Below are 21,601 nucleotides of genomic sequence, written 5' to 3'. Positions count from 1 at the left end.
GCGCATGACCGTCCGCATCCGCGTCATCCCCTGTCTCGACGTCGCGAACGGCCGCGTGGTGAAGGGTGTCAATTTCGTCGACCTGCGCGATGCGGGCGATCCGGTCGAGGCGGCGCGGGCCTATGACGCGGCGGGGGCCGACGAACTCTGCTTCCTCGATATCGGCGCGAGCCATGAGGGGCGCGAGACCATCTTGGATGTGGTGCGCCGGACGGCGGAAGTCTGCTTCATGCCGCTGACCGTCGGCGGCGGGGTGCGCAGCGCGGACGATGCGCGCGCGCTGTTGCTGGCGGGCGCGGACAAGGTCGCGGTCAATTCGGCGGCGGTGGCGCGGCCCGAAATCGTCGCCGAGATTGCCGACCGCTTCGGCAGCCAGTGTGTCGTCGCCTCGGTCGATGCCCGCCGCGTTGAAGGCCACTGGGAAGTCTTCACCCATGGCGGGCGGCGCGCGACGGGGATCGACGCGGTCGAACATGCGCTGCGGCTGGCGGAACTGGGCGCGGGTGAGCTGCTGGTCACCAGTATGGATCGCGACGGGACCAGGGATGGTTACGATCTCGAACTCACGCGCGCCATCGCCGATGCGGTCAGTGTCCCCGTCGTTGCGTCCGGCGGCGTCGGCGGCCTGCAGCACCTCGTCGAAGGCGTCACTCATGGTCATGCGAGCGCCGTCCTCGCCGCCTCGATCTTCCATTTTGGCGAGGCCACCATCGGTGAAGCCCACGCGGCGTTACGCGCGGCGGGTATCTCCGCGCGGGGCGGGTGATCCCTCAATTTGTCGCCCCTGCGCAGGCAGGGGCCCAGACAGATCATCCACGCGCGGCTTCGTTTCAACTTGAGAGTTCATCTGGACCCCTGCCTGCGCAGGGGTGACAGCTTGTGTTGAAGCGGGTTTGAGCTAGGCCAGCACATATGCTCGACCGCCTCGAAGCCACGATCCGCCAGCGGATGACCGCCGATCCGGCGACGTCCTATACCGCGAAACTCGCCGCCGACCCGGCCTTTGCCGCGCGTAAATTGGGCGAGGAGGCGGTCGAACTGGTCGTCGCATCGCTGGCGCAGGACCGCTCGGTCGTCGTCAAGGAAGCGGCGGACGTGCTGTTTCACCTCGTCGCCTTGCTGGCGATCAAGGACGTGCCGCTGAGCGAGGTCGCCGCCGAACTGACGCGCCGCGAAGGCGTTTCGGGATTGGATGAAAAGGCCAGCCGCTGATGCCGATCGACCCGACCCTGCCCTATGACGACCAGAACATCTTCGCCAAAATCCTGCGCGGGGAAATCCCCAACCGCACGGTCTACGAAGACGAATTCGCGCTGGCGTTTCACGACATCGCGCCCGCCGCGCCGGTGCACATCCTGGTGATCCCCAAGGGTGCCTATGTCAGCTGGGACGATTTCGCGGCCAAGGCACCCGACGCCGAAATCGCCGGCTTTGTCCGCGCGGTCGGGGCGGTGGCGCGGCAGGAGGGGCTGGACGCGCCGGGCTATCGCCTGCTCGCCAATCACGGGCATGACGGGGGGCAGGAAGTGCCGCACCTCCACGTCCACCTGTTCGGCGGTGCCAGGCTGGGACCGATGCTGTCGCGTTAACCGCTTGCGCGAGGGGGGAAAGCCATTAGGTTCCGCCCCATAAGATTAGGGGAATTTCATGATTTTCGGCCGCATCAAGTCGCTCGACGCGATTCTCGCGACGGCAGAGAAAAAGTCGCTGCACCGGTCGCTCGGCGCGTTTCAACTGACGATGCTGGGCATCGGCGCCGTCATCGGCACGGGTATTTTCGTGCTGACCGCAGAGGCCGCGCAAAAGGCCGGGCCGGGCATGATGCTGAGCTTCGTCATCGCCGGGCTGGTCTGCGCGGTCGCGGCGCTGTGCTATGCCGAAATGGCCGCGATGGTGCCGGTGTCGGGCTCCGCTTACACCTACAGCTATGCGGTGATGGGTGAGCTGGTCGCGTGGATGGTCGGCTGGGCGCTGATCCTCGAATATGCGATCGCCGCGGGCGCGGTTTCGGTCGGCTGGTCGGGCTATTTCATCGGTTGGCTGAACACCAGTTTCCACTTGTCGATACCGCTCGAGTGGGTGCGCGGGCCGTTCGACGGCGGGATCATCAACCTGCCGGCAATGGCGGTCGCGACGGCGGTCACGGCGCTGCTGGTCAAGGGCACCAAGGAAAGCGCCACGGTCAATGCGGTGCTGGTCGGGGTCAAGATCATTGCGCTGACCATGTTCGTCATCCTGACCATCCCGGTGATCAAGACGGGGCAGTTCACGCCCTTCGCGCCGCTCGGCTTTGCCGGCATTTCTGGCGCCGCGGCGTCGATCTTCTTTGCCTATGTCGGCTTCGACGCGGTTTCGACCGCGGCCGAGGAGACCAAGAATCCGCAGCGCAACATGCCGATCGGCCTGATCGGCAGCCTCGCGGTCTGCACCATCTTCTACATGCTGGTCGCGTCGGGCGTGATCGGCACGGTCGGCGCGCAGCCGGTGTTCGGTCCCAACCACGAAGTCCTGTCGCCCGGCACGCCCGCATTGGCGCAGGCATGCACCGCGATCCAGGAACAGGCCGTCGTCTGTTCGAAGGAGGCGCTGGCCTGGACGCTCAAGTCGATCGGCTATCCGTTCGTCGGCTGGCTGGTCGGAGCGGCGGCGATCATTGCGCTGCCATCGGTCATCCTGATGATGATGTTCGGTCAGACCCGCATTTTCTTCGTGATGAGCCGCGACGGGTTGCTGCCCGAATTCTTCTCGCGGATCCACCCGCGGTTCCACACGCCGCATGTGATCACCATCCTGACGGGTATTTTCGTGGCGTTGTTCGCGGCGTTCTTCCCGGTCGGGTTGCTGGCCGATGTGTCCAACTCGGGCACGTTGTTCGCCTTCGCCGCCGTGTCGATCGCGGTGATGGTGCTGCGCCGGACCGATCCGGCGCGGGTGCGTCCGTTCCGCACGCCGCTGATCATGATCATCGCGCCGCTGTCGATCATCGGCTGCGTCTATCTGTTCTTCAGCCTGTCGCTGTTCACGATCGAATTGTTCGTGGCCTGGGCCTTGCTCGGGCTGGTGGTGTATTTCCTCTACAGCCGGAACCGCAGCCATGTCGGCCGCGGGCTATCCGAGCATCACGAAGGCGATGCCGAAATCCATCCGGGTCCCGGCGCGGCGTAGGGCGGGCACGGAAATAGCGAAAGCTATTCCGACCTCGCACAAGCCCGGACGGCGTGCGCAGCAACGGCCGACGGCGCGGGATTTACTCCCGCGCCATACCCACCCCCGCTCAGCGTCGCTGAGTCGCCCCTCCCGGTGGGAGGGGACCGGTTAGTTCAGCCGCGCGGCGACCAGTGCCTTCAAATCCGCTTCCGGCCGCGGGCCGAAGTGCGAGATGACTTCGGCGGCGCACACCGCGCCCATCGTCAGCGATTGCTCCAGGCTGCGGCCCTGCGAACGGCCGGCGAGATAGCCGGCGGCGAACAAATCGCCCGCGCCGGTGGTGTCGACCACCTTCTCGACCGGCTCGGCGCCGACACGCGCATGCTCACCGTTCAGATAGGCTTCGGCCCCCGCCGAACCATGGGTGCAGACCAGTTCGGGCACGCGCTTGGCCAGCGCCGCGGCGGCCTCATACGGGTCGGCCACGCCGGTCATCGCCGTGACTTCTTCGTTGTTGGTGAAGATCAGGTCGATCGATCCGTCGTCGCAAAGCGCGAAGAATTCGTCCTTGTGGCTTTCGACGACGAAAATCGCCGACAGCGTCAGCGCGACGCGGGCACCGGCCTGGCGCGCGATCTCGATCGCCCGGCGCATTGCCGCGCGCGATGCCGGGGCGTTCCACAAATAGCCTTCGAGATAGAGCATGGCGCCATCGCCGATCAACGCGGCGTCGAGCGCGGCTTCGGGCAGAAACTGCGCCGCGCCGAGAAACGTGTTCATCGTGCGCTGGCCGTCGGGCGTGACGAGGATCAGGCAGCGCGCGGTGGGATCGGCGCCGGTCATCGGCGGCGTCGTGAAATTCACGCCCAGCGCGCGGATGTCATGCGCGAACACTTCGCCCAATTGGTCGTCGGCGACCTGGCCGATGAACCCGCATTGGCAATCGAGCGCGGCCATGCCGGCGATGGTGTTGGCGGCGGACCCGCCCGACACTTCGCGGCCCGGCCCCATGCGGTCGTACAACTCGGTGGCGCGCGCGGCGTCGATCAGCGTCATGTCGCCCTTGCGCAGCGCCTCGGCGGTGATGAACGCGTCGGTCGCGCTGGCGATGACGTCGACGATGGCGTTGCCGATCGCGACGACGGCGTATTTTTTGGACATGCAAACTCCCGGACATCAGCACCATTCGCGCTGACCTTGTCGAAGCGCCGTTCTTTACTTTGAGCGGGGCAAAGGGGAAGGGCAGGGCTTCGACAAGCTCAGCCAAACGGTGATTTGTGCGCATTCTACTCCCGATGACGCTGCTATGCCTCGCCGGTTGCACCGCGACCGCCCGGCCTGTCTCGATGCCCTTGGTCAGCGCCCCGATCCGCGCGACGGGATTGCAAGCGGTGCTGGGGCAACCCGCCGAAACCCTGATCGCCGAATTCGGCAAACCCGCGCTCGACAGCCGCGAGGCCAGCGCGCGGCGGCTGCAATTCCGCAGCGGCATCTGCGTCCTCGACGCCTATCTCTACCCGCCCGAAACCGGCGGCGCGGCAAAAGTGACCTATCTCGATGCGCGCCAGCCCGACGGACGAGACATCGACCGGGCGAGCTGCGTCGCCGCGCTGAGGGCGGCGAAGAAGTGAGCAGGCTAGTCATTCCTTTACCGTTTGTGCTGAGGAGGGGCTGAGCTTGTCGAAGACCCGTCTCGAAGCACCCCTCGCGGCCCTTCGAGAGGCCACTTCGACAGGCTCGGTGGCTCCTCAGGGCAAAGGGATATTCTTGTGACTGACTACGCCGTCGAAGCCACCGGCCTCATCAAGAACTTCGGCGAGACACGCGCCGTCGATGGCGTCGATCTGCGCGTGCCGACGGGGGCGATTTACGGCGTGCTCGGCCCCAACGGCGCGGGCAAGACGACGACGCTCAGGATGTTGTTGGGGATCATCGATCCCGATGCGGGGACGCGGTGCGTGCTCGGACACGGCAAGCCGCTCGAAGCCGCCAGCCAGATCGGCTATCTGCCCGAGGAGCGCGGGCTGTACCCGTCGATGCCGGTGCGTGAGGCGATTGCATTCCTTGGCAATTTGCGCGGATTGCCGCTGGCCGAAGGCCGCCGTCGCGCCGACCGGCTGCTCGCCGAACACGGTCTGGCGCACGTCGCGCGACGCCCGGTGCGGACGCTGTCGAAAGGCATGGCGCAGACCGCGCAATTGCTCGGCACACTGATCCACAATCCCAAATTGCTGGTGCTGGACGAGCCGTTTTCGGGGCTCGACGCGCTCAATCAGGAAAAGCTCGAGGCGACGATCCGCGGCGCGGCGGCACAGGGGACGACGGTGCTGTTTTCGACGCACGTCATCGCCCATGCCGAACGGCTGTGCGAGCGGATTGCGATTATCGCGGGCGGCAAAGTCCGTTTCGAAGGCGCGGTCGATGATGCGCGGGCCAAGCTGCGTCCGATCGTGCGGCTGCGGACGCGTGAGCTGGATGGCGCGTGGCGCGGCTCGATTCCCGTCGGGATCGCACCTCAAGGCCGCGACTGGCGGTTCGAACTGCCGGAGAGCGGCGTCGAGACGCTGTTGAAGGGGTTGGTCGAGGGCGGCGCGGGCATCGACAGCCTGTCGATCGAACGCCCCGGTTTGCATGATGCGTTTATCGCGATTGCGGGTCACTGGCTGAAGGGCGACGATCAGCGGGGCCCAGATCAAAAGGATCCGTCGCTGCTGAGCATGGTTGCGACCGAAGCTGGTGGTTTGGCCGCAGAAGGGTTGGCCAGATGACCCGGTTGCTCAAACAGGCCTGGGTGATTGCCCGGCGTGATTTCCGCGCCACGGTGGTGTCGCGCAGCTTCGTGCTGTTCCTGCTCGGGCCGCTGCTGGCGCTGGGCTTTGGCGCGACCATCGGACGCGTCGCGGATTCGTCGGACAAGGCCGCGCTCCGCCCGCAATTGATCGTGCTGGCCAAGGGCTATGATGCGACGCGGCTGACCGAGCGCTACACCCGGATCGAGGGGGCGGTCGCCAATGGCGCGCTGCCGGAGATGATTGTCCATCCCCCGACCACCGGCCCGGAAAAGCTGGCGGGGGAACGCAGCGCGGTGCTCGACGGCTGGCCGTATCGCCCGCAACTGATCGGCAGTGCCGGCGCGCTCGACGCGACGCGCGGGCTCGCCAATCTGCTGGCGCGCGGCGAAGGCGGCGGGGCGACGCAGACGTTGGTCGAGGCGCGCATCGCCCCACCGCCCAGCGCGGCGGATGGCGGTGGCGAGGGGCGGCATTTGATGGCGCGCGCCGCGCAGACCTTGCTGTTCATGCTGACGATCCTCCTTGCCGGGATGCTGCTGTCCAACCTTGTCGAGGAGAAATCGAACAAGGTCATCGAAGTGCTGGCGAGCGCCGTGCCGGTCGATGCGATCTTCTGGGGCAAATTGATCGCGATGCTCGGCGTGTCGCTCACCGGCATCGTCGTATGGGGCAGCGTGCTGGCCGCGGGCGCGGCGATGCTGTTGCCGCCGGGCGGGAGTCTGCCGTTGCCCGCGGTCGGTTGGCCGGTCTTCATCCTCCTCGGCGCGCTCTATTACGTGATGAACTACCTCATTCTCGGCGGGGTGTTCCTCGGGCTGGGCGCGCAGGCGTCGAGCGTGCGCGAGGTTCAAACGCTGTCGATGCCCGCGACGATGGCGCAACTCGCGCTGTTCGCGCTGGCCTCGACCGCCGTCGGCGATCTGGCGCGGCCGGTGGTGCTGATCTCGAGCGTATTTCCGCTCAGCTCGCCGCTGACGATGATCGCCCGCGCGGCGCAGGACGGCGCATTGTGGCCGCATCTGCTCGCCTTGGTGTGGCAGGGCATCTGGGTCGCGGTGATCGTCCGCTTCGCCGCGCGGCGGTTCCGCGTCGGCGTGCTCAAGTCGGGACCGCAGAAATCGAAATAGCGCTTCCAAAATAGGGAATCACCGGGCCTATCTTTGCCGGCGACCAACCCGTCCCAAACCCCACCCTCGCGACGTCGTCCCTTGAGTCCCCGCACATTGACATCCGTGTAAGTTAGTATCAACCTGCAACTGATTTCATCGCTTGGAGAGGCGAGATGGCAACAGCACTGGCACCGGCATTTGAACGCATCGTCAGCGATCCGCTCGACGTCACTCCGCCCGAAGTGTGGACCGAGCGGCGCTGGCCCGAAATGTTCGCCGAACTGCGCGCAAACGACCCGGTGCATTTGACCGAGGATTCGGCGTTCGGCCGGTACTGGTCGGTCACCACCTACAAGCCGATCGTGCATATCGAGGCGTTGCCCAAAATATTCTCGTCGTCCTGGGAATATGGCGGCATCACCGTGTCGGGCGACTCGCAAGGGGTGCTCGAAGCCGAAGTGCGGATGCCGATGTTCATCGCGATGGACCCGCCCAAACACGCGCAGCAGCGCCGCACGGTTGCCCCCGCCTTCGGCCCCAGCCCGGTCGAAGCGATGAAGGCCGAGGTGCGCGAGCGCACTGCCGCGGTGCTCGATTCGCTGCCGATCGGCGTGGCGTTCGACTGGGTCGACAAGGTATCGATCGAACTGACCACGGGCATGCTCGCCAAGCTGTTCGACTTCCCGTGGGAGACGCGGCACAAATTGACCGAATGGTCCGACGCGCTGGGCGATGTGGAGAGTTTTCACACTGTCGAGGCGCGGCAGGCGCGGCTGGCCAAGGCGTTCGAGATGGGCGCGGCGTTCGGCGAGCTGTGGCAGAAAAAGGCGGCGACACCGGGCGGCAACGACCTGATCTCGATGATGCTCGCATCCGAGGCGATGAGCCACATGGACGAAGGCGAGTTCATGGGGAACCTCATCCTGCTGATCGTCGGCGGCAACGACACGACGCGCAATTCGATGAGCGCCTATGCTTATGGTCTGGACAAATATCCGGACGAGCGCGCGAAGCTGGAGGCCGATCCGGGGCTGATCCCCAATGCGGTGCAGGAACTGATCCGCTGGCAGACGCCGCTCGCGCATATGCGGCGTACGGCGCTGGAAGACACCGAGGTCGAGGGCAAATTGATCCGGAAGGGCGACAAGGTGGCGCTGTGGTATGTTTCCGCCAATCGCGACGAGAGCGTGTTTCCCGATGGCGACGCGATCAAGGTCGATCGTGAAAATGCGCGGCGGCATTTGTCGTTCGGCTACGGCATCCACCGCTGCGTCGGTGCGCGGGTCGCCGAATTGCAATTGCATGTGCTGCTCGAGGAAATGGCCAAGCGCCGTTTGCGCGTGAACGTGCTGGGCGAGCCGCAACGCGTGCCGGCGTGTTTCGTGAACGGCTACAAACATATGCAGGTCATGCTGGAGCGGTACTGAAACCAGCGGGCGTTCCCGCGCGTATCTCCCTGTATCCAAGGAGATTACAATTGGTCACACGGCGCGCATTTTTGGGAACGAGCGGACTGGCATTGGCGGCCGGGGTCGCCGCGTGTGCGGGCGCCAAGGCCCCGGCGGAAAAGTTCGAGGTCAATCTCAGCGAAGCCGAGTGGAAAAAGCGACTGACCCCGGCGCAATTCGCGACGTTGCGCCAGGAAGCGACCGACGTGCCGTTTCAGAGCCCGTTCCTCAACGAACACCGCGCGGGCATTTTTAGCTGCGCGGGGTGCAATCTCCCGAACTATTCGTCGAAAACCAAATTCGACAGCGGCACCGGCTGGCCGAGCTTTTGGCAGCCGCTGCCCAACGCGGTGCGGCTGCGAAAGGATTCCACGCTGGGCTTCGTGCGCAACGAGGTTCACTGCCGCCGTTGTGGCGGGCATCTCGGACACGTCTTCGATGACGGGCCCAAGCCGACCGGTCTGCGTTATTGCATGGATGGAACGGCGCTGAAATTTACGCCTGGCAAGGCCTAACGCCTAGCGGAAATTGTCCGCATAGGTTTGTAGCTTCAGGGTCTGGACCGGCGCCGGGATCACTGTGGTCGTGATGCCGTTTTTGTCGGCATAGGCTTTCGCTTCTTCGACCGTTGCAAAGCTCAGCCGGACCTGCTCCCGCGTGTCGCCTGACCCAGCCCAGCCAGTCAGCGGGTCGGGCTTCTTGGCCTCGGCGGGTTCGAATTCGAGGACCCAGTTTTGCGTGCCGGCGCGGCCCGACTGCATCGAGGATTTGGGGCGCTGGTAAATGCGAGCGTGAGCCATGGGTGTGCATTGCCCGAGGCTATGTGCTTTTGCCAAGCGCCTTCTTGGTCTTGAGGCTCGCGGGCGCGGCGGTCGGGTCGTCGGGCCAGTTATGGCGCGGGTAACGGCCGCGCATGTCCTTCGCGACATCGGCCCAGCTGCCGCGCCAGAAGGCGGGCAGGTCGCGCGTTGTCTGGATCGGGCGACCGGCGGGTGATGTCAGGCTGAGGATCAGCGCCGTGTCGCCGATCATCGGGTGACGGTCGAGGCCGAACAGCGCCTGCACGCGCAGTTCGACGCGAGGGCCGCCTTCCGCTGCGTAATCGATGGCTTGAGTGGTGCCGGCGGGAGATGTGAAATGGCGCGGCGCGAGGGTGTCGAGTTGCTGGCGTTCGGGCCAATCGAGCAGGGCGAGCAGCGCGTCGGTTTTGACTTCGGGGAGGTGGCGCTGTCCCGAAACTAGGGCAGGAAGCCAGTCGTCGAGGCGGGCAATCAGCGCGGCGTCGGTGAGATCGAGCCCGGCATAGGTCGCGCGGGCGCGGAGGGTTTGGGCGCCGTCGCTGAAGCGGAGCGCGGCGATGCCGTGCTGGCGGACGCCGGCGCGCATCGCGGTTTCGCGTTCGGCTTGGGTGATGGCTTCGTCCGCACCGCGCTTGAGGACGATTGCGCCGAGGCGGCGGTCGCGGGTGGCGCTGACGCTGCCGGTCGCGGGATCGAAAGCGAGCGTGCGGCGGGTTTCGATGCGGTGGGCGAAGAGGGTGTCGATGTCGCGGGCGTCGAGTTGCGCGGCGCTAAGAATGCGAGCGCCGGAGGCTTGGCCCGCGACTTCGGCGACGGCGAGCCATTCCGCCTTGGCGAGCGAGGAGGTGGGGTCGAGGCGGAAGCCGCGGCCGCCGGTCGAGAGCCAGTCTTCGCCAGAGGGGCTGCGGCGGCGGGAGAGGCGGTCGGGGAAGGCGAGGGCGAGACAGTTGGCCAGCCCACCCCTGCTCAGCTTCACTGAGTCGCCCCGCTCTGCTGGAGTGGACAGGGTTGCCCACCTTGCCGCAGTTCGCCTCGCTGCCTCCGCCCGCTGGCCGCGGTCGCTATTCCAGCGGCGCAGGCGGTCTTCGAGGTCGGTGTCGTTGCCGCCGAGGCCGCGTTCGCTGAGGAGCATGGCGATCTTGGCGGCGAGGGGTTTGTCTTCAGCGAGGACAAGCATGTGCGCGAGGCGCGGGGGCAGCGGGAGTGTGGCGATCGCCTCCCCATGTGCGGTGGGGCGGCCTTCGGCATCGATCGCATCGAGGGTGGTCAGGCGTTGGCGTGCTTCGTCGACGGCGGCGGCGGGGGGCGGGTCGAGCCAGCGCAGCGCCCGCGGATCGGGTTCGCCCCAGATGCCGCAATCGAGGACCAGGCTGGAGAGATCGGCCTCCAATATTTCGGGCGGGTCGAAGCGGGGGAGGCCGGCGGTCGCGGCCTCTTCCCACAGGCGATAGGCGACGCCCGGCGATTGGCGCGCGGCGCGGCCGGCGCGCTGGGTGACGCTGGCCTGGCTGGCGCGTTCGGTGACGAGGCGGGTGACGCCCGCGCCGCGATCGTAGCGCGGGCGGCGGGCCAGACCGCTGTCCACGACGATGCGGACGCCATCGATGGTCAGGCTGGTTTCGGCGATGCTGGTGGCGAGGATGATCTTGCGGCGGCTGGCCGGGCCGAGCGCGGCGCGCTGTTCGCGGGGACTCAGGGTACCATGGAGCGGGAGGATGTCCGCGTCGAGGCCGGTGAGGCGTTCGGCGGTGCGGTTGATCTCCAACACGCCGGGCAGGAAGGCGAGGAGATCGCCGGGTTCTTCGCGCAAGGCCTGGCGGATGGCAGCGGCCATGTCGTCCTCGATGCGGCCTGCGCTGCGGCCCAAATGGCGCAGGGTGAGGGAGTGGGCGCGGCCTTCGCTTTCGATGACGGGTGCCTCCATCAGCGCGGCGAAACGCGTGCCGTCGAGCGTGGCGGACATGGCGATGAGGCGGAGATCGGGGCGGAACGCGGCCTGGGCTTCGAGCGCCAAGGCGAGGCCGAAATCGCTGTCGAGGCTGCGTTCATGGACTTCGTCGAACAATACTGCGCTGATCTCCGGCAATTCGGGATCGGCGAGGATGCGGTTGCGGAAAATGCCTTCGGTGAGGACGGTGACGCGCGTCGCGGCGCTGCGTTTGGCGTCCATGCGGGTGGCGTATCCGAAAGTCTTGCCAACGGATTCACCCGCGAGGTGCGCCATGCGTTCGGCGGCAGCGCGCGCGGCGAGACGCCGGGGCGAGAGGAGCAGGATTTCACCGCTGCACCAGTTTTCGTCGAGCAAGGCGGGTGCGACCATGGTCGTCTTGCCCGCACCCGGCGGGGCGACGAGGACCGCGCGCGTGCCACCGTGCAGCGCGGCGCGGATGTCGGGCAGGACGGCTTCGATCGGCAACATATTCAGCGTCCTAGTATCTCATGCGCCGCGCCTGCTAGGCCAGAGTGCATGAGCGGGCATCACCACGGACATTCGCACGACCATGGCCATGCGCACGGGCATGGCCACAGCCACGCGCCGCCCGCCGATCCGGGGCGGGCGTTTGCAATCGGCATCGTGCTCAATCTGCTCTTCGTCGCGATCGAAGCGGGGTATGGCGTGTTTGCCGGTTCGCTCGCTTTGGTGGCCGATGCGGGACATAATCTGTCCGACGTGCTGGGGCTGGCGCTGGCATGGGGCGGCGCGACGCTGGCCAAGCGCGCCCCGACCAAGCGGTTCACTTATGGTTTGCGCGGCTCGACGATATTGGCCGCATTGGCCAACGCGCTGCTGCTGATAGGGGCATTGGGGGCGATCGCCTGGGCGGCGTTGGCGCGGCTGGCGCAGCCGTTGCCTGTCGAAGGCGGCGTCGTGATGGCGGTCGCGGGCGTCGGCATCGTGGTCAATGTCGGCAGTGCGTTGCTGTTCATGCGCGGGCAGAAGCATGATTTGAACATGCGCGGCGCGTATCTGCACATGGTTTCTGACGCGCTGGTATCGGTCGGCGTGGTGATTGCGGGCGGGCTGATCCTGTGGACGGGCAAGACGTGGATCGATCCGGTGGTCAGCCTGGTCGTGGTCGGCCTGATTTTCTGGCAGACCTTGGGCCTGCTCAAGGAAACCGTGGCGATGGCGCTGGCCGGTGTACCGCGCGGGGTCGATTTCGACGAAGTCGAGACCGCGCTGGGTGAGATGGACGGGGTCGCGGCGGTTCATGACCTGCATATCTGGGGGGTGAGCACGAGTGAGACGGTGCTGACCGCGCATCTGGTGGTGCCGGGCGGCGGCAGCGATGCGTTTTTGATGAGCGCGGCAACGGCGATCCGGGAGCAGTTCGGGATCGGGCATGTGACGTTGCAGATCGAGTGCGCGGATACGGGGGATGGGTGCGGGTGAGGTTGGCAACTCTGCTGTGAGCATGTCGCCCCTGCGCAGGCAGGGGCCCAAATAAGCTCACAAATTGAGGCGTCGTTGCAGGTGGAGAGTTCATCTGGGCCCCTGCCTGCGCAGGGGCGACATGGTCTTTTTTGGGGATGTACGAGTCAGTAAGCGCGCGCCACGGCGAATTCGACGGCTTCGATCATCGCCAGTTTGGCCGTCGTGGTCGGGAAAACCCCCAGAGCGTCGATCGCGCGCTGGCCGTAGGTGCGGGCGCGGGCGAAGGTGTCTTCGATCGCGCCGGTCTCGCGGACGAGACGGGTGGCGTGGGCGAGGTCCGCATCGGACACGCGGCGGCCCTCGATCGCGTCTTTCCAGAACTGACGGTCGGCATCGGATCCGCGGGCATGAGCGAGGATGACGGGGAGCGTGGCCTTGCCATCACGGAAGTCGTCGCCTTGGCCCTTGCCCATCGTGGCGGCGTCCGAGGCGTAATCAATGGCATCGTCGACCAGTTGAAACGCGATGCCCAGATTGCGGCCATAGCTGTCGAGCGCGTCTTCGGCACGCTCGTCGCGCTCGGCGACGACGGCGGCGATGCGGCAGGCGGCGGCGAACAGAGCGGCGGTCTTCGACGCGATGATGTCGAGATAGCGGTCCTCGCCGATATCGACCTGTCGCTGGGCGGTGAGTTGGTTGACCTCGCCTTCCGCGATTACCGCCGAGGCGTTCGACAGGATTTTCAGCACCTTCAGACTGCCATCCTCGACCATCAGTTCGAAGCTGCGGCTGAACAGGAAGTCGCCGACGAGGACGGTGGCCGGATTGCCCCAGATGATGTTGGCGGTCTTCGACCCGCGCCGCATGTCACTGCCGTCGACGACATCGTCGTGAAGCAACGTGGCGGTGTGGATGAATTCGACCGACGCGGCGAGCTTGTGATGGCGCGTGCCGGGATAGTCGAGCAGACGTGCCGAGGCACACGTCAACATCGGACGCAAGCGCTTGCCGCCGCCCGCGATCAAATGGCCGGCGAGCATCGGGATCAGCGGGATGTCCGACTGCATGCGGTCGAGGATCACCGCGTTGACGGCGTTCATGTCCGTGCTGGCGAGGGCGATCATCGCGTCGAGCGATGGGTCCTTGCGCGGCTTGAGGCTGTGGACGGTGGCGACCATGTGTGGCTAGTGCTTTCCCAACGAGACGGACGCAAGGGGGCGAACGACATGAGCGACGAGATGTTGCGCGGATACCGCGAAAGCATCGACAATATCGATGCCGCTTTGGTGTTCATGCTGGCCGAGCGGTTCAAGGTCACGCAGGCGGTGGGACGTTACAAGGCGACGGCTGGACTGCCGCCCGCCGATCCGGGACGTGAGGAAAAACAGGTCGCGCGGCTGCGCAAGCTGGCGGCGGATGCCAATCTCGACCCAGAGTTTTCGGAGAAATTTCTGCGGTTCATTATCGATGAGGTGATCCGGCATCATGAGCAGGCTCGAGGGGGATAAGTTTACAACTGTCGACACAGGGGTCGTGAATGTCAGTTGGATAGGATGAACGATGCGCAACGCCGCGGTCAGCGAGATTTCAGCGGCGAGGGTGCTTTATGATTCGGTCGTCCATCCCCCCGGGCGTCCGATTTGAAGGACTTGATATGAAAAAGTTTTTGCTTTCGCTGACCGCGCTGGCGGCCGCGACTACCGGTATCGCTGCCACCCCAGCCGCCGCGCAACGCTGGCAGCAGAATGACAATTGGCAGACGATCAACCAGCGCCAGGCCAATCTGTACCAGCGCATCGAAATGGGTGTCCGCAACGGCAGCCTGACGCGTGTCGAGGCTTCGACGCTGCGTGGCCGGTTCGTCGCGCTCAACAATATGGAGCAGCGTTATCGCCGTGGCGGCCTGTCGCAGTGGGAACGCCGCGACCTCGACCAGCGGTTCGACGCATTGAGCCGCCAGATCCGGTCGCAGCGCCATGACGGGCAGAACCAGCATGGCGGATGGCGTCGCTAAGCGCCCGGTCAGGTGACTGAGTGAGTGAACGGGGTCCCGGCTGTCGCGCCGGGGCCCCGTTTTTTATTGCGCTGCGGGCAGACGAAGCCGCGCGAGCAGGCCGCCCAAATCTTCGCTCTCCTCGAGCAGCACCGTGCCGCCGTAGATCTCCGCGACGTCGCGGACGATGGCGAGGCCGAGGCCGGTGCCGGGCTTGCCGGTGTCGAGCCGCGCGCCGCGATCGAAGATGCGGTCGCGCTCCACTTCGGGGATGCCCAGGCCGTCATCCTCGACCTGCGCTTCGACGAACTGGCCGACCCGTTCGACGGTGACGAAAACGCTGCCGCCGCCATATTTGGCGGCATTTTCGATCAGATTGCCGAGCATTTCGTCGAGATCCTGACGCTCGACGCGGGCGATGGCGGTCTTGTCGCCGCCCATGTCGATGCGAACCTTGGGGTAAAGCGTCGCGACCGCGCGCTCGACCGAGCTGAGCGAGGCCCAGACTTCGGCGCGGCTGTGGGCGTGGCCGCGGCGGCCGACAGCGCGGGCGCGGGCGAGATGGTGATCGACCTGACGCCGCATCGTCGTCGCTTCGCGCTGGACGGTTTCGCACAGATCGGTGGCGTTGGCGGTCGCCGCGTTCATGATCACGGTGAGCGGCGTCTTGAGCGCGTGTGCGAGGTTGCCGGCGTGACGGCGTGCTTCCTCGGCTTGCGTTTCATTGTGCGCGAGAAGCTCGTTCAATTCGTCGACGAGCGGGGCGACTTCGTTGGGCAGGCGGGCCTGTTCGATGCGGCTGGCGCGGCCGGAGCGCATCGCCGCGACGCCTTCGCGCAGGCGGCGCAGCGGCCAGAGGCCGTAAAGCGTTTGCAGCGCGGCCATGATGATCAGGCCGAGCGCGAGCAAAGCGAAACTGCGGAGTACGGTCTTGCGGATCGTCGCGATCTGCGTGTCGAGGCCGTCGCGCGACTGGGCGACCTGAAACCGCCACACGGTTTTGGAAAACGGCAAGGTGATGTCGCGCTCGACGATGCGTAGCGTCTCCTTTTCGCCGAATTGCTTGCTGTCGTAGATGTGCGATTGGCGGTCGCGATGCGGCGGGCCGGGGTCGAGGCGGCGGTCCCATAACGATCGCGACGGGAAGGCCTCATGCCCGCCCGCGCTGATCTGCCAATACAGTCCCGAAGCGGGCTCGAGAAAGCGCTGGTCGCCCAAGGGACGGTTGAGGCGGACCTCGCCGAGATCGTCGGTCTCGGCGCTCGCGATCATCGCGGTCAGGACATAATCGAGCTGGTCGTCAAAATTCTGCGTGATCGCGCGGGTGAGGACGCGGTCGAGACCGACGCCGCCGAGCGCGAGGAGGAGCAGGATCCACGCGGCAGCGATGCCGATCATGCGGCGGGAGAGCGAGCCGCGACTGGGGGAGGGCGTGAGGTCTTCAGGCCCACCCCCGCTCGCTTCGCGAGTCGCCCCTCCCGGGGGGAGGGGACTGAGGGCGTTCACTCGGTCGCCCGCGCTCCGTCGGCGGGGTCGTCGAGGCTGTAGCCGAGGCCGCGGATGGTGGTGATGACGTCCTGGCCGAGTTTCTTGCGGATGCGCGTCACGAACACTTCGATGGTGTTGGAATCGCGGTCGAAATCCTGATCGTAAATATGTTCGATCAATTCGGTACGGCTGACCACCTTCCCCTTGTGGTGGAGCAGATAGCTGAGCAGTTTATATTCCTGCGCGGTCAATTTGACCGGCTCACCGGAGAGCGTGACGCGGCCCGAGCGGGTGTCGAGGCGGACATCGCCGGCAATCATTTCGGCGCTCGCATTGCCGGCGGCACGGCGGATCAGCGCGCGCAGGCGAGCGATGAGTTCTTCGGTCTGGAAGGGCTTGGCGAGGTAATCGTCGGCCCCGGCGTCGAGGCCCGCGACCTTGTCCGACCAGCTGTCGCGCGCGGTGAGCACCAGAACGGGGAAGGTTTTCCCTTCCTTGCGCCAGCGGTCGAGCACGGTCAGGCCGTCGATTTCGGGCAGGCCGAGGTCGAGGATGATCGCGTCATACGCTTCGGTCGACCCGAGATAATGGCCGTCTTCGCCATCGGTGGCGAGGTCGACGGCATAGCCCGCGCCCTCAAGCGTGGTCTTCAACTGGTTGCCGAGCGTCGGCTCGTCTTCGACTATGAGCAGGCGCATAAAAAATTCCCCGTTATAGTTTTAGCCGTTTGCTTCGATCTGCCATCGAGCTTGCCTGTCGAGAAGCTACCAGAGGTGTCTCGACACGGATTCACGACTTCGCTCGACCCCTGATCGTCACGAACGGAATGGGTGGAACCGGGCATGGTTCCGATCACTCCCCCGCCCGCCCGACGACGTCGCCGGTGCGGCCATCGACGTCGACCCAGATGACCGAGCCGGAGCGCATGAATTTGAGGCGATAGCGTCCGCCATCCAGTTCCGCGCCGATATAGTCGGCACCGCGGCGGCGCATGTCGGGGACCACACCGCCTTCGATATCGCGCAGCGGCAGCATCGTGCCTTCGCGGCGGGCGTGATAGGCCTGATCCTGTTCGCCACGGCGGCGGAACGGCGCTTCGACACCCTCGCGCAGGCGCCGCATCAAGCCCGGCCGATCGCGCTCGGGATCGGGTCCGCGCGCGCCATCGCCGGTGTCGGCCAAAGCGGGCGCACAGGTCACGGCAATCCACATTGCAAGCAAGATCGGACGCAAATTCATTGTCGCTCGCCTAGCTGCCCTGCATTGAACGCGTTGTGAATAGCCTTGTAAGACGCCGGTCATGGCCGCCCCCGTTCTCGCATTCGAAAACCTCGGACTCATTCAGGGCAGCGGCTGGCTGTTCCGCAATATCGACGTGTTCGTCGGCGCGCGTGACCGGCTGGCGTTTATCGGGCGCAACGGGGCGGGGAAGACGACGTTATTCCGGCTGCTCGCCGGGCAGATCGAGGCGGATGAGGGGCGGCGGACGATCGTGCCGGGGACGCAGGTGATCCTACTGGAGCAGGACCCGTCGGTCGCGGGGTTCGCCACGCTGCGGGACTTTGCGCTGGCGGGCGGGGCCGAGGCGCATGAGGTCGAAGCGATTGCCGGCGGGTTGGGCATCGACCTGAGCCGCGATGCGGCGACCGCATCGGGCGGCGAGCGGCGTCGCGCCGCGATCGCACGGGCTTTGGCGCTCGATCCCGACGTGCTGTTGCTGGACGAGCCGACCAATCACCTCGACCTGGCGGCGATCGAGTGGCTGGAGGACTGGCTGGGGCGGTACAAAGGCGCGTTCATCGCGATCAGCCACGACCGCACATTCCTCACGCGGCTCACCAAATCGACTTTGTGGCTCGATCGCGGGACGATGCGGCGCAAGGATATCGGCTTTGGCGGGTTCGATGCGTGGACCGAGAGTGTGTTCGCCGAAGAAGCGCGCAATGCCCAGCGGCTCGATGCCAAGCTGAAGCTGGAGGAGCATTGGCTGTTGCGCGGCGTCACCGCGCGCCGCGCGCGCAACGAGGGGCGCAAGGCCAAGCTGATGGAAATGCGCGCGGCGCGTGCGGTGATGGTGGGGCCGCAGGGCGTTTCGAAGCTGGCGATCTCCAGCGACGAGGTGCGATCGAAGTCGGTGATCCGTGCGGAGCATGTCACCAAGGGTTTCGAAGGCCGGATCGTCATCAAGGACTTCAACCTGCGTATCCAGCGCCGCGACCGGATCGGGGTCGTCGGCAGCAACGGCGCGGGCAAATCGACGTTGCTCAAGCTGCTGACCGGCCAGCTCGCCCCCGATAGCGGCACGGTGACGCTCGCCAAGACGCTCGACAGCGTGATCATCGACCAGCAGCGCAGCCTCATGGCGCCCGACAAGACCGTGCGCGACATCCTGACCCAGGGCGGCGACTGGATCGACGTGCGCGGCGCGCGCACGCATTTGATGGGCTATCTCAAGGACTTTCTGTTCGATCCGGGGGTCAGCGAGGCCAAGGTCGGCGCGCTGTCGGGGGGTGAGCGGTCGCGGCTGTTGCTGGCACGCGAATTCGCGCGGCCATCCAATTTGCTGGTGCTCGACGAACCGACCAACGATCTCGATCTGGAGACGCTCGATTTGTTGCAGGACGTGATCGCCGATTATGACGGCACGGTGCTGATCGTCAGCCACGACCGCGACTTTCTGGACAAGACGGTGACGGTGACCTTGGGGCTCGACGGGTCGGGGCGGGTCGATGTGGTGGCGGGCGGTTATGAGGATTGGGTACGGCAGCGGCAGTCCGTCGTCCCGGCGAAGGCCGGGNCCGCTGCCAGCGGTNGCGCTNNAACGCCAGCGGCCCCGGCCTTCGCCGGGGCGACGAAAATTAAACTCACTTACAAGGACCAGCGCGATTACGATGTGTTGCCGGCGCGGATCGAGGAAATCGAAGCGGCAATCGTGCGTGATGAGGCGGTTCTGGCCGACCCCGATCTTTACGTCCGCAACCCCGATAGATTTGCTGCGCTGACCAAGACGATCGCTGCGGCGCGTATCGAACGCGATGCTGCGGAGGAACGCTGGCTGATGCTCGCCGAACTGGTCGAAGCGGCGGCTTAGCCGTCGGCCAGATAGCGTTCGAGATCGTCGCTGCCGCCGATATCCTTGCCGTCGATGACGATCAGGGGCGTGGTGCGGAGGTTATGCTCGGCCTTGAACGAATCGGTTTCTTCGCGCGTTTTCAGGTGGCGGTCGTCGACGTCGTAAACCGCGCCTTCGAGCAATTCCTTGGCGTGCACACCGAACGGGCAAATATGTTCGGGGGTCACCATGCGGTAGAGGGTTGCCTGCTTGGCCATCGATCGGAATCCTTGTTCGGGATGCAAACCGATGGCGCAGGCGGGTGTTCCGTGCGGTTATTTGCCGAGGAAGGCGTCAACCTCGGCGGCGAAGGCCGAAGGCTGATCGATCATGATGAAATGGTATGATCCGTCGATACGCTTGACGGTCTTGTGCGGCAGCGACGCGAATGCGCCGGTATAGAGCGCATCGAACGCGGCTTGCGGCACGCCGCTGGTGGCATCCCACGGATAGAGCATCGTGACCGGTGCCTGGATCGTGGCGAGGCGCGGGCGCATGTCGGTGCCGAAATCATCGGCGATGGCCTGACCCACCACGCGGTGATCGGAGGCCGAGGCGGCGGCGATCGCGGCTTGCGCTGCGGGACCCGTCGATTTGATCAGGCGCGCCATTTGTGCGGGCTCGGCGGCGGCATAGGCCTCCTGTGTTCCGGCGACGACCGCGTCGCGCATCGCCGCGATGCGCGGCGTCAGCGCTGCGGGAGTCGCGCCGGGGCCGAACATCATCCCGACCCAAGGCAGCGAGTCAACGATCATCAGCTTGCCGACGTCGGCGGGGTGATCGGCGGCGAGCATCATCCCGGCGAGGCCGCCCATCGAGTGCCCGATCACGGCTGGCGCCTTGAGGTGGTTGGCGAGGATGTAGGCCTGGATGTCATCGACCAGTGGCTGGAGCACCGGGCCGGTGGCGTTCGGCCCGGCGGGGCTGCCGGCGAAACCCGCCACCTGGATGACGTGAACGCGGTTGGTCTGCGAGATTTGTGCGACGGTCGCATCCCAGACGTGCGCGGAGGAGGCGAGGCCGGGGATCAGGATGACGTCGGGGCCTTTGCCCGTGACCGTCGCGGTAAAGCGCGCCGGGGCGGTGACGGGCGTGGCACAATGCGCGGGCGCGGAAAGGATCGGCTGGACGAGGGCGAGGGTGGCGAGGAGCGCGAGGCCGCGCAAAGGGTGGAACAGGGTCATGTCAATTTCCTTCGGAAAAAATGGCTTCGATCGGCTGGGCGAACAATCGGGCGATGCGAAAGGCCAAGGGGAGCGAGGGGTCGTAGCGGCCGGTTTCGATCGCGTTGACGCTTTGCCGCGAGATTTCGAGCTGTTCGGCCAGGTCGCTTTGGCTCCAATTGCGTTCGGCGCGGAGGATTTTGAGGCGGTTGGTCATGCGCCCCGTCCGATGGTCAGCCGGTTGACCAGCGCGCCGAGGCCGAGGCCGAGGAACCATGCCATGACGACGGCATAGGGCGGCAGCGGCGCGAGGATGCCATAGGCTTCGAGGAAGCCGTGGATCGTCGCAAGGGTTAGCGCAAAACCGCTGGCCCACAGCACCTGCCGCGTCATCAGCATCCGCAGATATTCGTCGCGTTCATCGACCAGGTAACGGCCAATGGCGACGAAGATCGCGATGATCGGGATCGCCGGCAACAGCGCCGCGACGATGGCCGACGGGCCGCTGACCAGCGCATGTTTGAACAGATAGGTGTCGGCGAGCAGCGCGACGCCATAGACTGCGCTGTAGGCGAGGACGCGCCGGTTGTAGCGCGCTTCGGCCGGGCTTTTGGTAAAGGCCATGTCGTAAAGCTCCTTTGTCTTAATGACAAACGAGCTTTACATTCGAGTCGTGCGGCCTGTCAAGCGCCCTGGACATTATGCAGTTAAGATACCAAGCGCATTTGTTGACGGATATCAGGCTACAGTAGTATCAGGATACCCGTCAACGGAGTTAGCGCAATGAAGCACTCGATGTCTTACCCGCGCCGCATACTAGCGGCACTTTGCATGCTCGGGCTGTGGTCGCCGAATTGGCTTCCCCGCTCTAATCATGACCTACGATGAGTTGCCAACGGATCTGACCCTGAGCGGTGGAGTGCTGGGGATGGTTTTGAGGTGGCAGCGTGTGCCCCTTGGTCGACGAAATCATGTGACCGCAGCCCTTGCACCTATAAATGCCCGAGTACGGCGCTGAATGGCCGACCGGCGTGATCGTGTCGAACGCGTCGCTATTGCTTTGCTCAAGGTGCGTCGTGTGTTTGTAGATGGCGTTTGCCATTTTCTTCCTTCCTGAATGGGCGTGAAAAGAGGCCGCGAAAGCAGCCTCCGATGTTGCTTCCAGAGGGGAAC

General features: G+C 65.6%; 25 protein-coding genes and 1 pseudogene. 14 read left to right on the top strand and 12 right to left on the bottom strand.

The features are described 5' to 3' along the window. Positions 1–4: 4 nt before the first annotated feature. The 4 genes from hisF (at position 5) to ACM9ME_RS08175 (ending at position 3,165) form a co-directional block, all read left to right on the top strand. Positions 5–766, top strand: coding sequence for an imidazole glycerol phosphate synthase subunit HisF (hisF, locus tag ACM9ME_RS08190; RefSeq protein ID WP_415642971.1), 762 nt, complete (start codon positions 5–7; stop codon positions 764–766). Between the two features lie 146 nt (positions 767–912). Further along, on the top strand, positions 913–1,212 hold the full coding sequence (locus tag ACM9ME_RS08185) for a phosphoribosyl-ATP diphosphatase (RefSeq protein ID WP_415642970.1): 300 nt from the start codon (positions 913–915) through the stop codon (positions 1,210–1,212). Next, positions 1,212–1,589, top strand: a complete 378-nt coding sequence (locus tag ACM9ME_RS08180; protein ID WP_415642969.1) for a histidine triad nucleotide-binding protein — start codon at positions 1,212–1,214, stop codon at positions 1,587–1,589. Before ACM9ME_RS08185 ends, ACM9ME_RS08180 begins: the two co-directional genes overlap by 1 nt. Before the next feature lie 58 nt (positions 1,590–1,647). Beyond that, the gene (locus ACM9ME_RS08175) at positions 1,648–3,165 is read left to right on the top strand and encodes an amino acid permease (protein WP_415642968.1); all 1,518 of its coding nucleotides are present in this window, start codon (positions 1,648–1,650) and stop codon (positions 3,163–3,165) included. A gap of 150 nt (positions 3,166–3,315) precedes the next feature. On the opposite strand, the gene ACM9ME_RS08170 is transcribed toward ACM9ME_RS08175, so the two are convergent. Further along, the gene (locus ACM9ME_RS08170) at positions 3,316–4,308 is read right to left on the bottom strand and encodes an adenosine kinase (protein WP_415642967.1); all 993 of its coding nucleotides are present in this window, start codon (positions 4,306–4,308) and stop codon (positions 3,316–3,318) included. A 116-nt stretch (positions 4,309–4,424) separates the two neighbouring features. Here ACM9ME_RS08170 and ACM9ME_RS08165 point away from each other — a divergent pair, with 116 nt between their 5' ends. From ACM9ME_RS08165 to msrB, 5 genes are all read left to right on the top strand, one after another. Continuing rightward, positions 4,425–4,778 carry a hypothetical protein gene (locus ACM9ME_RS08165; protein ID WP_415642966.1) on the top strand — a complete coding sequence of 118 codons (354 nt, stop codon included), beginning with the start codon at positions 4,425–4,427 and terminating at the stop codon, positions 4,776–4,778. Between the two features lie 138 nt (positions 4,779–4,916). Continuing rightward, positions 4,917–5,915 (top strand): ABC transporter ATP-binding protein, encoded by a 999-nt coding sequence (locus tag ACM9ME_RS08160; protein WP_415642965.1) that lies wholly within the window; start codon positions 4,917–4,919, stop codon positions 5,913–5,915. Next, positions 5,912–7,066 carry an ABC transporter permease gene (locus ACM9ME_RS08155; protein WP_415642964.1) on the top strand — a complete coding sequence of 385 codons (1,155 nt, stop codon included), beginning with the start codon at positions 5,912–5,914 and terminating at the stop codon, positions 7,064–7,066. Before ACM9ME_RS08160 ends, ACM9ME_RS08155 begins: the two co-directional genes overlap by 4 nt. 155 nt (positions 7,067–7,221) lie before the next feature. Continuing rightward, the gene (locus ACM9ME_RS08150) at positions 7,222–8,475 is read left to right on the top strand and encodes a cytochrome P450 (RefSeq protein WP_415642963.1); all 1,254 of its coding nucleotides are present in this window, start codon (positions 7,222–7,224) and stop codon (positions 8,473–8,475) included. 50 nt (positions 8,476–8,525) lie between these two features. Further along, positions 8,526–9,011 (top strand): peptide-methionine (R)-S-oxide reductase MsrB, encoded by a 486-nt coding sequence (gene msrB / locus ACM9ME_RS08145; RefSeq protein WP_415642962.1) that lies wholly within the window; start codon positions 8,526–8,528, stop codon positions 9,009–9,011. 3 nt (positions 9,012–9,014) lie between these two features. Here msrB and ACM9ME_RS08140 read toward each other — a convergent pair whose 3' ends face one another. Then, the gene (locus ACM9ME_RS08140; protein WP_415642961.1) at positions 9,015–9,296 is read right to left on the bottom strand and encodes an ETC complex I subunit; all 282 of its coding nucleotides are present in this window, start codon (positions 9,294–9,296) and stop codon (positions 9,015–9,017) included. Positions 9,297–9,315: 19 nt separating this feature from the next. Continuing rightward, on the bottom strand, positions 9,316–11,715 hold the full coding sequence (gene hrpB / locus ACM9ME_RS08135) for an ATP-dependent helicase HrpB (RefSeq protein ID WP_415642960.1): 2,400 nt from the start codon (positions 11,713–11,715) through the stop codon (positions 9,316–9,318). Positions 11,716–11,763: 48 nt separating this feature from the next. On the opposite strand from hrpB, the gene ACM9ME_RS08130 reads away from it, so the two are divergent. Beyond that, positions 11,764–12,690: a cation diffusion facilitator family transporter gene (locus ACM9ME_RS08130; RefSeq protein WP_415642959.1), complete on the top strand. Its 927-nt coding sequence runs from the start codon at positions 11,764–11,766 to the stop codon at positions 12,688–12,690. A gap of 146 nt (positions 12,691–12,836) precedes the next feature. Here the strand turns inward: ACM9ME_RS08130 and ACM9ME_RS08125 are convergent, their stop codons facing one another. Further along, positions 12,837–13,850 carry a polyprenyl synthetase family protein gene (locus tag ACM9ME_RS08125; protein WP_415642958.1) on the bottom strand — a complete coding sequence of 338 codons (1,014 nt, stop codon included), beginning with the start codon at positions 13,848–13,850 and terminating at the stop codon, positions 12,837–12,839. 48 nt (positions 13,851–13,898) lie between these two features. Between ACM9ME_RS08125 and ACM9ME_RS08120 the strand changes: the two genes are divergently transcribed. Both ACM9ME_RS08120 and ACM9ME_RS08115 read left to right on the top strand, forming a co-directional pair. Beyond that, positions 13,899–14,180, top strand: coding sequence for a chorismate mutase (locus ACM9ME_RS08120; RefSeq protein WP_415642957.1), 282 nt, complete (start codon positions 13,899–13,901; stop codon positions 14,178–14,180). Positions 14,181–14,326: 146 nt separating this feature from the next. Continuing rightward, positions 14,327–14,686, top strand: a complete 360-nt coding sequence (locus tag ACM9ME_RS08115) for a hypothetical protein (RefSeq protein ID WP_415642956.1) — start codon at positions 14,327–14,329, stop codon at positions 14,684–14,686. A gap of 63 nt (positions 14,687–14,749) precedes the next feature. On the opposite strand, the gene ACM9ME_RS08110 is transcribed toward ACM9ME_RS08115, so the two are convergent. From ACM9ME_RS08110 to ACM9ME_RS08100, 3 genes are all read right to left on the bottom strand, one after another. Further along, positions 14,750–16,063 carry a sensor histidine kinase gene (locus ACM9ME_RS08110; RefSeq protein ID WP_415642955.1) on the bottom strand — a complete coding sequence of 438 codons (1,314 nt, stop codon included), beginning with the start codon at positions 16,061–16,063 and terminating at the stop codon, positions 14,750–14,752. 104 nt (positions 16,064–16,167) lie between these two features. After that, entirely contained in the window at positions 16,168–16,851 is a 684-nt protein-coding gene (locus tag ACM9ME_RS08105) for a response regulator transcription factor (protein ID WP_415642954.1), read from the bottom strand. Between the two features lie 154 nt (positions 16,852–17,005). Then, positions 17,006–17,392 (bottom strand): hypothetical protein, encoded by a 387-nt coding sequence (locus ACM9ME_RS08100; RefSeq protein ID WP_415642953.1) that lies wholly within the window; start codon positions 17,390–17,392, stop codon positions 17,006–17,008. A gap of 61 nt (positions 17,393–17,453) precedes the next feature. On the opposite strand from ACM9ME_RS08100, the pseudogene ACM9ME_RS08095 reads away from it, so the two are divergent. Beyond that, a pseudogene (locus ACM9ME_RS08095) lies at positions 17,454–18,950 on the top strand (ABC-F family ATP-binding cassette domain-containing protein); the annotation flags it as partial. Positions 18,951–18,973: 23 nt separating this feature from the next. Further along, positions 18,974–19,244: ABC transporter C-terminal domain-containing protein (locus ACM9ME_RS08090; RefSeq protein ID WP_415642952.1), on the top strand; the 271-nt coding region annotated here is incomplete at its 5' end. Here ACM9ME_RS08090 and ACM9ME_RS08085 read toward each other — a convergent pair. The 5 genes from ACM9ME_RS08085 to ACM9ME_RS08065 all read right to left on the bottom strand — a co-directional run bounded on the left by ACM9ME_RS08085 (position 19,241) and on the right by ACM9ME_RS08065 (position 21,530). Then, positions 19,241–19,483: a thioredoxin domain-containing protein gene (locus ACM9ME_RS08085; RefSeq protein ID WP_415642951.1), complete on the bottom strand. Its 243-nt coding sequence runs from the start codon at positions 19,481–19,483 to the stop codon at positions 19,241–19,243. The two genes, ACM9ME_RS08090 and ACM9ME_RS08085, sit on opposite strands and share 4 nt — an antisense overlap. 57 nt (positions 19,484–19,540) lie before the next feature. After that, entirely contained in the window at positions 19,541–20,449 is a 909-nt protein-coding gene (locus tag ACM9ME_RS08080) for an alpha/beta fold hydrolase (RefSeq protein WP_415642950.1), read from the bottom strand. A gap of 1 nt (position 20,450) precedes the next feature. Beyond that, positions 20,451–20,645 (bottom strand): helix-turn-helix transcriptional regulator, encoded by a 195-nt coding sequence (locus tag ACM9ME_RS08075; protein WP_415642949.1) that lies wholly within the window; start codon positions 20,643–20,645, stop codon positions 20,451–20,453. After that, complete coding sequence (locus tag ACM9ME_RS08070; protein WP_415642948.1) at positions 20,642–21,052, bottom strand: hypothetical protein; 411 nt, start codon at positions 21,050–21,052, stop codon at positions 20,642–20,644. Before ACM9ME_RS08070 ends, ACM9ME_RS08075 begins: the two co-directional genes overlap by 4 nt. 244 nt (positions 21,053–21,296) lie before the next feature. Further along, entirely contained in the window at positions 21,297–21,530 is a 234-nt protein-coding gene (locus tag ACM9ME_RS08065) for a hypothetical protein (protein WP_415642947.1), read from the bottom strand. Positions 21,531–21,601: the final 71 nt, after the last annotated feature.

The sequence above is a fragment of the Sphingomonas antarctica genome (genome assembly GCF_965137005.1).
Taxonomy (GTDB): domain Bacteria; phylum Pseudomonadota; class Alphaproteobacteria; order Sphingomonadales; family Sphingomonadaceae; genus Sphingomonas_O; species Sphingomonas_O antarctica.
The sequence above is the reverse complement of the archived record's forward strand: the minus strand, read 5'-3'. Positions and strand labels throughout refer to the sequence as shown.